The sequence below is a fragment of the Microbulbifer sp. SH-1 genome (assembly GCF_011326135.1).
GTDB lineage: Bacteria > Pseudomonadota > Gammaproteobacteria > Pseudomonadales > Cellvibrionaceae > Microbulbifer > Microbulbifer harenosus.
Window position 1 is genome coordinate 2,193,326 of record NZ_CP046948.1, and the last position, 12,753, is coordinate 2,206,078.

Here is a 12,753-nt window from a genome sequence, read left to right on the forward strand (position 1 = left end):
ACGAACCAAAGGCGCAATTTCATTCACAAAATCTCTTGATGAAAGAAAAATTGTTCTAGGGTTGTTAGCAAGCCTCTATTGATAGAAGTAAGCAGTTGTCAGGGAGAGCAAAGCCAAATTCGGCGAACATTACCGGTATCAGGAGAGGTATACCATGGACAGAACCCGTCTTTCTCGGGCAATCAAGGGCGCGATCGCGGCTGCCGCGGTTTCAACCAGCTTTTCCTCCGTTTCTTTTGCCCAAGATACTCAGGCAGAGGTTGAGGAAATTGTTGTAACCGGTTCTCGAATTCAGCGTGCGACAGACGCCAACAGCGCCACCCCTATCAGTGTGTTTGACGCGGCACAACTCGAACAGTCAGGGCAAACCACTCTGGAAGATTTCCTGCAAGATATTCCATCAATGACCGGTGGCCAACTGGGCTCATCGGTAAACAATGGCAGTGCCGGCCTGGCGACAGTATCGCTTCGCGGCCTCGGATCTTCCCGCACACTGATCCTGATGAACGGTCGCCGCCTCAGCTCATCCGGCGGCGCCACCGGTGTGGTCGACCTCAACACCATCCCTACCTCCATCATTGAACGCGTCGAAATACTTCGCGACGGAGCATCCACCATTTACGGTTCTGACGCCATCGCCGGTGTCATCAACATTATCACCAAGAAAGGGTTTGAGGGGGCGGAGCTCACCGCGGATTACGGTTCCTCCACGCACGGTGACGGCGATGAATATCTCGCCGCAGCGACCTTTGGTACAGGGAACGACAAAGGTCATGTGATGCTAAATGCGCAGTACACCAAGCGCGATGATATCTGGCAGGGAGACCGCCGCTTCTCCGAGTGCCCTCTTGGCGAATCTGGTGGCAACGTGCTTTGTATCGGTAGCCCGACAACTATCCCGGCGCGCTTCTCTCCTCTATCGAATAACGACCAATTCATTGTCGACCCGGTTACCGGAGAAGTCGAAGATTTTGACCTGGCTCGGTACGGCTACAATTTCGCGGCAGCCAGCTATCTGGTAACTCCCCAAGAAGTTGCTTCCATTTATGGATATGGCACCTACGAATTATGGGACTGGGAAGACGTTACTACGATACGGGGATTCTCTGAGCTCTCATTTGTTAACCGTCGCTCAGACCAATTGATGGCAGCGGAGGGTACTTTTTGGGCTCCAGAAGTTCCATTGACAAATCCAGGCTTCCCCGCGGGATTCAATGAACCAGTCACCATCGGCCGCCGTCTGGCTGAAACCGGTGGCCGTTCGTTTACCCAAGACCTAAATACCTGGCGCGGCGTCGTCGGCCTGGAAGGTGAGTTCTGCAATGAGTGGACCTGGGACCTTTCTTACAACTATTCCCGCTGGATCGACTCGCAGATAGACCGCGGCAGGGCCAATACCATTCGGTTCGAAAACCTCCTTGACCCAGCCGCTTGCGCCGCCGATCCAGATTGTGCGGCTGCCGTTGCCGAGACCGGCGAAACAGCCTGGAATCCCTTCGCGGAAAACAGTCTCTCCCCTGCCATGCAGCAGTATGCCCTAGTAACCAACTCACCTATAGAGCGCGCCAGATTACGTAGCTTCCAAGCCAACCTAGTAGGTGATTTCGGAGAATGGGCCCTTACCGGTGAGGCGCCCGCTTGGGCCATCGGTTATGAAAACCGTTCAGAGACGACAGAAATTATTCCTGATGGCGCTGCGGAAATCGGCCAGATCTACTTTGTAAATGGCGACGCATGGGGCGGCAGTTACAGTGTCGATGAGTTTTATGGAGAAGTAAGGGTCCCGGTGCTGGAAGGACGCCCGTGGGCAGATATTCTCGCTTTCGAAGCTTCATTCCGGTATTCCGACTACAACACCATAGGTAGTGACACCACCTTTGGCGCAGTCATCGAATATGCGCCACTGGAGCAACTCCGCTTCCGTGGCACCTACTCCGAAGGATTCCGTGCCCCAGGCCTGGACGATTTGTTCCTGACCCCAACCGTATCCGCAGAAACCTATACCGATCCATGTAACGACTACGATGCCGATGAAGACCCTGTCAACGTTGTTGCCAACTGCATGGCTGACGGTATCGCCCCCGGGACCACTATCGGCACACAGGCAACCGGTCTGTTCGGCGGCAACCCGGACCTGAATGCTGAAACATCCGAGAGCTATACCCTGGGCATCGTGTGGACTCCAACCTTCACTGATGACATGGGATTCACTCTGGATTACTTCAATATCAGTATTGACGACGCCATTGGCACTCTGACCACTAACACCATTGTCAACGGTTGTTATGAGAGTGCGAACTTTAGCTCACCACTGTGTGACCTGATTACCGGCGCACCCGCAGTAGGCACCAGTCCCTCGGCAGACGCGCCCCAGCGCCGAGCATCGGACCTGACTGTTGCCGGTCAGCTATTGAATAGCCAGAACGTCTCAACCTTTGAAACCTCCGGTGTCGATCTCGGATTCGACTACAGCATGGAGATGGGTCCTGGTATTTTCACGGTTAACGCTACCGCGACCTATCTGCATGAATGGAAGTATCGCGCCAGCGCCGACGACCCCACCATCGATTTGGCCGGCTATTATGGTGCAGACCCGGTAACCACAGCTATCGTGGCTTTCCCTGAGTGGAAGCTATACACCACCTTCGGCTACGAGTACGACTGCTGGAGCGCGTTTACCACCGTCCGGATGCTGGGTGAAGTTGATGACTTTGATCCGCAAGCCGGAGACCTTGCAACTCATATTGACACTACTTGGTATCAAGATGTGAACTTCAACTACTTCCGCTGGGAGAACATCAAGATTACCGGTGGTATCCGCAACGTCTGGAACCAGCAGCCACCATATGTCACTAACTACGATGACATGAATACGCTAATGAGAAGCTACGACACTGTCGGTCGCTTCTTCTACGGTAGCGTGACCTTTCAGTTCTAACCCTCCGCCTCAGAAGTTCACCTCTCCAGCCCCGCCTCCATGGCGGGGCCCCTAGTTCCCGCCCATAGCTATCAACACACGATTATCGGACATATATATCCCAAACATCATATCCTGACTATATATCTCAAAATGTTTTTCAATTTCCTTGAGGGAACTATTTCGCCATCCGTTAAATGATCGTTGGGAAGGGAATGACCACTTGGGGGTAGTCATTCCAGCTTCGTGAAACAATTCAAAAAGATCCAACGATCAAGAGAGGATTTAGAATGAGAACTAGCTTTAAGAGAAGCATGCTGGCAGCAGCAGTAAGTGCGACTTTGTGCGCACCTGTATTTGCCGCAGATGACACCAAAGGCTATCTTCGTGGTGCGTTAATCGCCAGTGAGGTTAGCACCTCCGATGTAACTATTACCGTTACGGATCAAAAACAAGGCGCCTCCCGTACTTTTGTCACTGGTACAGATGGCGAGTTTCGCTTCCCAGCATTGGCCACCGGTGTCTATGACATCTCTGCCAGCAAAAACGGCGAAGTAATTGCTGAAGCAAAAGGCGTGGTCGTTGGTTTGGGAGGAAAAACCACCTTCAACTTAGTGGCATCTGGCTCCGGCACTATTGAAGAGCTCGAGGTTGTCGGCAAGCAAGTAAGTGTTGACACCAGTTCTGCAGTACAAGATTTCGTAATTAATACCGATGAATTGACCTCTAAAATCCCTGTTGCACGCAACCTCACCTCTATCGCTCTGCTGGCCCCATCAGCAACTGCCGGCGACGTGTCATTTGCTACAAACAACCACGATGCTCCAGGCCTTTCATTGGGTGGTGCATCTGTTGCTGAGAATGCCTGTTTCATCAACGGTCTCAACACAACTGATTTCCGTAAAGGCCTAAGTTGTAGTCAGGTTCCGTTTCAGTTCCTTGACACTGTACAGGTTAAGAATGGCGGCTATAACGCGGAATTCGGGCGTGCCATTGGCGGTGTAATGAACGCAACCTCCAAACGTGGTGGTAACGAGTTTGAAAGTGGCGTAAATATGTTTTGGGAGCCGGACGCTTTGCGTTCAGACTCTCCAAACACCTATGCTGCAGATAACGATCAGGACGAACGCGAGCAATTGAATTTTGATGTTTGGGCTAGTGGTGCAATCATCCAAGACAAACTGTTTTACTATGGTTTGTATAGCCGTCACAACCAAACCAATGTTGACGCGGGCTCCGGTCGTTACTTTGAAAGCACCTGGGAGGATGACTTCTGGGCGCTCAAAATAGATTACGTTATCGCTGAAGGCCACACACTGGAATACACTGGTTTTGACGATACCCGCGAAGAAACCGAGGGTGGATATAAGTACAGCTCAGAGGATGGGAAGGGTGACAAGATTGCCGATTCTTTCTACACTCGTGGCGGTGTGAACCACACTATTAAGTATACCGGAGCCCTCACTGACGATCTTACGTTGAATGCCCAATACGGTATCAACAAATATGACCGTATGGATGATAACAGCGCGAGTGCCAACCCTGCAGTCATTGACTATCGCTCCGGCTCTCGTGTTGACATTGGCAACTGGGTAAGCCAACAAATCCTGGGAGCAAACGACGAGCGTAAAGCCTGGCGTATTGACCTTGATTATTACGTCGGAAATCATAGCCTTCGTGCAGGTTTTGATAGCGAAGTTAATACTGCCAACGAAGCGACAGAATATACTGGTGGTCACACCTATATGTACCGGGTAGCTTCCGCAAGCAGCTCACTGGTTACCGCTGGACTACTGAATGAAGGCGATGAATTTGTCGAAGACCGAATTTACGAAAACTTTGGTAGCTTCGAAACCGTTACAAACGCTTTCTACATTCAAGATGAATGGGAAATTAATTCTCAACTGACAGCCTATATTGGTGTCCGCAACGAAAGTTTCGACAACAAGAATGCCGAGGGAAATTCCTTCATCAAGATTGACGACCAGTGGGCACCGCGCTTGGGTATAACTTTCGATCCTACCGGCGACGCCACCTCCAAGATTTACGGTAACTTTGGTCGTTACTTCTTACCGATCGCCGCCAACACCAATATGCGTATGGCCGGCGCAGAATGGTATACAGCAGATTACTATCCTTTGCTGGAACTTAACGGTGACGACTCCCCAGTCTATGGCGATCACTTGGCACGCAGCGTCTTTGCCAACGGAGAAGTTGCAGATACACGCTCCATCCTCGATGAAAACATTGAGCCCATGTACCAAGACGAATTCATCCTCGGTTACGAGCTGGCTCTTAACGATGACTGGACTCTTGGTGTCCGCGGTGTTTACCGTGACCTGAAGAGCACCATCGAAGATATCGCTATCGACGCCGCAGTGATTGACCACTACAACTCTACTGGCACATGGGATGCCTCTAAAGTTGACGGGGATACTGTTGAAGATGTATTTGGTGGCTTCCACCAGTACGTTCTCACCAACCCTGGTGCAGATATGCGTGTTTACATCCCTGAGCAAGATGAAACGATTGAGCTGACCGCCGGCCAGCTGGGGTACCCTGCTGCCGAACGTACGTACAAGGCTCTTGAGTTGACCTTCGATCGCGCTTGGGATGGCAAATGGATGCTGGGCGGCTCACTTGTTATCGCCAGCCTGAAAGGTAACCATGAAGGCTATGTGAAGAGTGACAATGGACAAGATGACGCAGGCATTACTACTTCATTTGACCAGCCTGGTCTGACTCAAGGCTCTTTCGGCTATCTGCCGAATGATCGCCGCTGGACAATCAAAACCTGGGGTTCTTACCAGTTCGACAATGGACTGCTGATGGGTGCTAACTTAACTGCTAAGGATGGCCGCCCTATCAGCTGTATTGGGAACCACCCAACCGACGCCTTTGCCGCCGAATACGGTTCTGAATCGATGTTCTGTGGTGGTGAAATGGTTGTGCGTGGTACTGCCGGTCGCACCAGTGATATTTTCAATATCGACGCTAGCCTCCAGTATCCGATCAACATGAGCAATGGTTCAGAGCTTGTACTGCGTGCTGACGTGTTTAACCTGTTCAACTTCGACAATGAAATCGAGGTTCGTGAGCTGGGTGAGTTGGACTTTGCCGGTGCAGATCCTAACTACAAAAAGCCTACCAGCTATCAAGCACCTCGCAGCGTTCGTCTGAGCGCCAATTATCGTTTCTGATAATTGAGAGCAGTAATTTACTGACAACCGTATCAAGCCCCGACCACTGTGTCGGGGCTTTTTTTTTGCCAATCACAATCTTTCCGACAGTCACTAAAGACAGGCACAAAGCTTACGCCTAGGTTACACCAAAGCTCTCTGAAATATTTTTTTGAATTTTAGTGAGGGAACCACTCCTTCATCCGTTAAATGATCGTTGGGAAGGGAATGACCACTGGGGGTAGTCATTTCCGGCATCGCCTATTCAGGCAACACAATATAAATCCAACGATCAAGAGAGGATTTCCAATGAAAAAGAACCTACTGTCTGTAGCTGTTAAAGGCGCTCTGGGCCTCACCGCAGCTGCAATCATGGTTCCGGCAATGCCCGCATTTGCTCAGCAAGATGCGTCAATGGTAGAAGAAGTAGTAGTTACTGGTTCTCGTATTCAGCGTGACGCAAACGAAGTTAGTGTAAGCCCGGTTACTACCGTAAACGCTGATGATTTCAAAGCGACTGGTGTCGTTCGCGTTGAAGACCTGATTAACAGCCTTCCACAAGTTGCAGCAACTCAGACTGCCGGGCAGGCGAATGGTGCCACTGGTACAGCAACCGTATCTCTGCGCGGACTGGAGTCACAGCGTACTCTGGTGCTAATCGACGGTCGCCGTATGCCTGCAGGCTCCCCTGTTGCCGGTGGTTCCGGAGCGGACTTGAACCAGATTCCCGGTGCCTTGGTGGAGCGCGTTGAAGTGCTGACCGGCGGTTCTTCCGCCACTTACGGTTCTGACGCGATTGCTGGTGTCGTCAACTTCATCATGAAGGATGACTTCGAAGGTCTCCGTTTCGAAACCCAAACCAGTTTGTATCAGCACAACAATAACAACAGCGACATGCAGAACCTGGTTGAATCCAAAGGTTTTGACGTTGCTGATGGCAGTGTGACTGACGGTGAAATCAATGATTTTGCCCTCATCATGGGTGCCAATCTGGACAACGGTCGTGGCAACGTTACAGCTTATGCGAACTACCGCAAGATTGATTCCGTTCTGCAGTCAGATCGTGACTATAGTGGCTGTGCACTGGCCGGCTCACCGGATTCATTTGGCTGTGGCGGCTCCACCACCATGTTCCCGGCCAGATTTACTGATTTTGGATCGAACAATGGCTTGGGTCCGAATGGCGAAGCCATTAAAGGGTTTGACTACCTCGTAGAAGGCAACGAGTTTGTTAAACGCAATGGTGAAGTTTATAACTACGGCCCATTAAACTATTTCCAACGTCCCGATGAGCGTTGGACCATGGGTGCGTTTGCGCACTACGACATCAATGATAATGCCACCGCCTACACTCAGCTGATGTACGCGGATGACCGTACCGTTGCGCAAATCGCGCCGTCTGGTGCCTTCTTTGTTACCAGTGACCTCAACTGTGGCAACCCGCTGCTTTCTGAGCAGCAATTCGAAGCTATCTGTGGCGTCTACGGCCTGACCAAAGATCAAAATCTCAGTGATTTGGTTGTAACCAAAACTGATCCCGACGGCAACGTACTTATCAATGAAGTAACCGGCAACCCCATTACCGCTCCCGGAGCCATCTATATCGGCCGCCGCAACGTTGAAGGTGGTCCACGCCAAGACGATCTGCGACACACCAGCCTGCGCGGTGTTTTTGGTGTTCGCGGCGATATCAACGAGAGCTGGTCTTACGATGTATATGCACAGTATGCAGAAGTAAGTATGGAACAGACCTACCTGAATGATTTTTCCGCAACCAGAATTGCTCGTGCACTCAACGTTGTAGAAGATGACAAAGGTAATATTGTTTGTCAGTCCGTTGTCGATGGATCTGATCCTACATGTGTTCCCTACAATATCTTCCAGGAAGGTGGCGTTACTCAGGAGGCACTGAACTATCTGATTCTGCCTCTGTTCGCCCGAGGAACTACCGAGCAGGAAATTTATTCAGGCTATGTGACCGGCAACCTCGGCGACTATGGCGTTCAACTGCCCAGTGCTGATAGTGGTGTAGCAGTTGTTATGGGCTTGGAAAGCCGTAGAGAGACACTGAATTACAGCCCGGATAACGGCTTCCTCACTGGTGATGGTGCCGGTCAAGGTGGCCCCACCTTAGGTGTCGACGGAAGTCTGAGCGTAAAAGAAGTGTTCACTGAAATGAACATTCCCCTGGTTACCGGCAAGCCCGGATTCGAGTACTTGGGTCTGGAAATGGCCTACCGGTACTCTGACTACTCTACCGACATCAGTACCGATACCTTTAAGCTGGCTGCAGACTGGTCACCAATTTCCGACCTGAAAGTCCGCGCAAGCTTCCAGTCCGCAATGCGCCACGCCAATATTCGGGAACTCTATCGCCCGAGATCTATTCAGCTGTTCGACATGACAGAAGACCCCTGCGGATCTCGCGTGAACAGCAAGGGTGAGCTGGTTGGGCCATCTGCCTCTCTGGAAGCATGTATGAACTCCGGCATAACTGCAGCAACGTACGGTGGAGACATGGATTCCCCTGCCGGTCAGTACAACTTCATCGGCGGTGGTACCGAGACTCTAACACCTGAAGAGTCCGAGACCGTGACCTTTGGATTTGTATATTCTCCGAGTATGGTCGAAGGTCTGACCGTAAGCGTGGACTATTTCAATATCGACGTTACCGACGCTATTGATGCAGTCTCTCCAGAAACAGTGCTGAATAAGTGTCTTGAAACCGGTGAAGCCCGTTTCTGTGATTCGATCAACCGCGGCGCCAATGGCAACCTCTGGGTTGGCGAGGCAAGTATCAGTTCTCCGGATGCCAACCTCGGCTTTATCGAAACCGCAGGCATTGATGTAAATGCCAACTACGGCTTCGACATTGGTCGGTTTGGTTCCATGAATATGAACTTCATTGCCACCTATCTGACCAAGTGGGATCAACAGGAGTTTGCGGGAGAAGCGGTAGAAGACTGCAACGGTGTTTGGAATGGCTCTTGCGGCGAACCAACCCCTGAGTACGTCAGCACTCTGCGCGCAACCTGGGCTACTCCTGTGGAAGGGTTGGACGTAACTGGTGGCTGGCGTCATATTAGCGCCGTTGACGACCTCGGTGCCAATGGTGCCGACTTCGACGCAATCGACTACTTTGACCTGTCCGCTGCCTGGGCTGCGACTGACAATGTAATTGTTCGGTCCGGTATCAATAACCTGCTCGACGAAGAGCCACCTTTGACTGCGGATGCCGGCGCCGGTATCTTCGGTAACGGCAATACCTTCCCAGGCATTTACGACGCACTTGGTCGTTATGCGTTCTTGGGAGTTACTGTAGACTTCTAATCCTTCAGGATCAGAAATCTCTACAAAAAAGCGCGGAAGATTTTCTTCCGCGCTTTTTTATTGAATTAACTGATCAACTTGTCGCGAGCGAAATTATTTCGCCAAATACTTCTCGAGGCTCTTCAAGTATCCGCGATAGTTTTGATATCGGCTAGTTGAGCGAGAGTGAATCCCCTCCCTTACCTGCCAAATACTCGCAGTTTTTACGTAGTTACTACGTTCGGTAAACTCTAGACAAGAGGTCTCCCAGGGCAACCCGAGAAAAGAAAGTACATGTCGAAGCTCTCCTTCGGGATCTTCAACAAATTCCTCATACTCGATCTCCAAGATGTCATCAGGAAACAGGCACTTCCAATGTGTCATCAAGCGCACCTGCTCAACGTAATAGTGCGCAATGAACTCAAGATCGACGGAGTAATTCATACCTCCGCCAAGCTGCTGAAAATAAACAGACAGGCAATTGTCTAACAATCCACGTCTAGTCAATAAAAACCTGGATTTTGGCAAAACAGCTTTAATCAAGCCGACATGCAAAAAATTGTCTGGCCGCTTATCCGTAATTAAATCTGCTCCGGGAAACCTTCTTCGGAGGTCTTCCATGTAACAAGAACCCATTGATGTGAGATCGGCATTTGACATACTTTTTATTGCAAGCGGATAACTTTCCCCCATTCGAAATGCAAGCTGAGGAAAAAAATCGTTCTCACCGCCCGCAGTCAACCTAGAATGGCCACTAAGCACTTGTTCAATGAGCGTAGAACCGGAACGAAACATACCACAAATAAAAACTGGAGCATCTTCAACATTAGAGAAATGGTTTTCAAACCACTCCCTGGAAAAACATTGAATCAATGCATCAACTTTACATTTATGGCCATATTGATCATAAAGAGAAAAACGTTTTCTGCCTATTTGATTTGCCAATTGATAGTGCTTGAATGCATTATCATAACTGCCGCAGTCATCAAAAAGTTTACCTAGCGCAAAATGTAACTCTTCAGCTTCCGAGTCTGAAATACCAGCTCTCTCAACAAGTGCTAACGCACGCCGAATCAATACATCGCCGCTTTCACTTGCTGACCCCATATTTGCCAACCGACAAAGCGCCAAACTACAGCCGTCATCTATTTTCAATGCCCTGTTGTACAGTCGTGAAGCCTTGTCTTTCTCTCCCAACTCCTCAAAATAAGCAGCTAGATTTAGCATCGCGGGAATATAGTCACTCCGAACGTCAAGAGCTTTTTCAAAAAATTCCTTGGCCTTGTGTTCACGACGTAGCTCGGAATAGATGACCCCGATATTTGTATACACTTCTTCTTTGTCAGAAATATTCAAAAGCAAAGATTTCTGATACCAATCAATAGCTTCCTCTAAATATCCAGCTTTCCTAAGCATATAGGCAAAGTTAAACACGGTGTTTGGCTGCCCGGGTTCCTTGCTAAAGTATCTTCGATAAGCTTCTATTGCCTTATTGGTATTTCCAACCGACTGCGCCAATTGTGCCAACTGCAACCAATACTCGGGTGTAGTTGAAACACTCTTGGCCAACTGTTCCACACAGTCAATGGCTCTCCCAAACTTTTGCCACTGTATGTAGAGCTGACAAAGTTCTCGCAGAGCGCTTTCCCGGCCGACTTTACCCGATGCCAATTTTTGATAAATACTTTCCGCCTCGGAGAATCTACCACCGAGGGCAAGCCCCCTAGCTTTACGAAGTTCATTATTAACATTAGCAGAAAATGTCATTAAACCTTATTCCACCTTTTGAAACGGCGCGCTGACATTACCTATGCGGCAACACTTACTACATTACCTTCTATGAAATATGGGTTATGAAAAGTGAGAAATTAAAATGGGCCAACCCGATATAGAGGTAGCATTAAAAATCAAAAGCCAGAGGTATCCCTAGCAATCACAAGACAACAAGGAATAACCTCACGGCCACACTTACACAATCTATATCAATAGTTAGTGGGCTTACTACGAGTATCTTCGTCTAACATTTTCTTGGTTTCGTAGGCCATATTTTCCCACTCCTTTTCAGTCATACAGGTTTTCTGCTTAAATCGGGAACCAGTTATTGCACGCACTTTACAAATTTTTTCTTCGTTATCTTTCGCTAAAGAAGCCGCCGGCTCGGTTTTCAGCGTGCCAGCGGACTGATTTTCACTTGTACCAGATGCACAGCCTGCCAAAGCCGATAATAAAAAAGCGGTGAAAAGAAGTTTGCTGAGTTTCATTGATATACCCTAGTTTATAATTTGAGTCGATGATTTTGCCTCAACGCTATCCAGAAATCATCTCATGGTGACTATATGCGAGTCTTTTATTCTCCGGTTCATAACTAACATTTTCCACATAAACTACCCAACCACATTCTTGTGTCAGGGATTGCACAAACAGCGGAACTTCTGAAAAAATTGTGCCAGAATTGCTCTATGGAGAGTCGATTAGTTTCACACAGACTGAGCCTTCTCCACAGCAGCTCGCTTGCTCGCCTCAAGCTGCAGCAAACCCAACCACAAAACCTCATTTTTCTCGACCGTGAACGTTTATTGCGCCGTGATTCAACGCACCAGTCTATTAGCACTCAAGAAATTAGGTAATAAAACTGCCTTTTTCTAAAAAGACGATTAAAAACTCCACTTACACAATATCCCGGACAACCGAAAGACCATGGACACCCTAACCGCCTTCCTCACCCTCCTCTTCGTCATGGACCCACTGGGTAATATCCCGGTGTTCCTTGCAGCGTTGAAGAACGTGCCTCAACGGCGCCAGCTCTACGTGATCATGCGTGAACTCATCTTTGCCTTGATCGTGTTGCTGGTATTCCTTTATGGGGGCCGGTTTGTACTTGCCTGGCTGGGACTATCGCAGGAGGCAATCCGGATTGCCGGAGCGATCATCCTGTTCCTGATCGCGATCCGTATGGTGTTTCCCGTGGAGGGAGGAATCATGGGTGAGCGGCTTGAAGGCGAACCTTTCTTCGTGCCGCTGGCGGTTCCATTGGTGGCCGGCCCTTCGACCATGGCGATTCTGATGCTAATGACAAACAGCGAAGGAGAGCAACTGTGGAACTGGACGCTGGCCCTACTGGGCGCCTGGGCGGTATCTGCGGTGATTTTGTTGGCGTCTTCACCACTTGCTCGTCTTTTAGGCAATCGCGGGTTGATCGCGGTGGAACGCCTGATGGGAATGGTGCTGGTGATGCTCGCAGTACAGCTGTTTCTGGATGGAATCAAGCAGAGCCTGGCTTAGGGGATCTGACCAACGAGAAAAGGAATACAGGAAAAGGGGCGCAAGCCCCTTTTTTACTTTTTCCTG

The 12,753-nt window shown here is 49.7% G+C and carries 6 protein-coding genes; 4 read left to right on the forward strand and 2 right to left on the reverse strand.

Features of this window, described 5'->3' with window-relative positions:
• Nucleotides 1-154 precede the first annotated feature (154 nt).
• The 3 genes from GNX18_RS09440 to GNX18_RS09450 all read left to right on the forward strand — a co-directional run bounded on the left by GNX18_RS09440 (nt 155) and on the right by GNX18_RS09450 (nt 9,426).
• Nucleotides 155-2,938 carry a TonB-dependent siderophore receptor gene (locus tag GNX18_RS09440; protein WP_166217394.1) on the forward strand — a complete coding sequence of 928 codons (2,784 nt, stop codon included), beginning with the start codon at nt 155-157 and terminating at the stop codon, nt 2,936-2,938.
• 293 nt (nt 2,939-3,231) lie between these two features.
• Nucleotides 3,232-6,117 carry a TonB-dependent receptor gene (locus GNX18_RS09445; protein WP_166217397.1) on the forward strand — a complete coding sequence of 962 codons (2,886 nt, stop codon included), beginning with the start codon at nt 3,232-3,234 and terminating at the stop codon, nt 6,115-6,117.
• A 288-nt stretch (nt 6,118-6,405) separates the two neighbouring features.
• Nucleotides 6,406-9,426, forward strand: a complete 3,021-nt coding sequence (locus tag GNX18_RS09450) for a TonB-dependent receptor domain-containing protein (protein WP_166217400.1) — start codon at nt 6,406-6,408, stop codon at nt 9,424-9,426.
• A gap of 93 nt (nt 9,427-9,519) precedes the next feature.
• Here GNX18_RS09450 and GNX18_RS09455 read toward each other — a convergent pair whose 3' ends face one another.
• Complete coding sequence (locus tag GNX18_RS09455) at nt 9,520-11,172, reverse strand: sulfotransferase (protein WP_166217403.1); 1,653 nt, start codon at nt 11,170-11,172, stop codon at nt 9,520-9,522.
• Nucleotides 11,173-11,387: 215 nt separating this feature from the next.
• Nucleotides 11,388-11,666, reverse strand: coding sequence for a hypothetical protein (locus tag GNX18_RS09460; RefSeq protein ID WP_166217406.1), 279 nt, complete (start codon nt 11,664-11,666; stop codon nt 11,388-11,390).
• 436 nt (nt 11,667-12,102) lie between these two features.
• Between GNX18_RS09460 and GNX18_RS09465 the strand changes: the two genes are divergently transcribed.
• A complete protein-coding gene (locus GNX18_RS09465; RefSeq protein WP_138233795.1) occupies nt 12,103-12,687 on the forward strand; it encodes a MarC family protein in 585 nt (194 codons plus the stop codon).
• Nucleotides 12,688-12,753: the final 66 nt, after the last annotated feature.

What these genes read in the sequence shown, in the direction of transcription:
- GNX18_RS09440 (WP_166217394.1), top strand. Translation starts at nt 155, where the DNA reads ATGGACAGAACCCGTCTTTCTCGGGCAATCAAGGGCGCGATCGCGGCT.
- GNX18_RS09445 (WP_166217397.1), top strand. Translation starts at nt 3,232, where the DNA reads ATGCTGGCAGCAGCAGTAAGTGCGACTTTGTGCGCACCTGTATTTGCC.
- GNX18_RS09450 (WP_166217400.1), top strand. Translation starts at nt 6,406, where the DNA reads ATGAAAAAGAACCTACTGTCTGTAGCTGTTAAAGGCGCTCTGGGCCTC.
- GNX18_RS09455 (WP_166217403.1), bottom strand. Translation starts at nt 11,172, where the DNA reads ATGACATTTTCTGCTAATGTTAATAATGAACTTCGTAAAGCTAGGGGG.
- GNX18_RS09460 (WP_166217406.1), bottom strand. Translation starts at nt 11,666, where the DNA reads ATGAAACTCAGCAAACTTCTTTTCACCGCTTTTTTATTATCGGCTTTG.
- GNX18_RS09465 (WP_138233795.1), top strand. Translation starts at nt 12,103, where the DNA reads ATGGACACCCTAACCGCCTTCCTCACCCTCCTCTTCGTCATGGACCCA.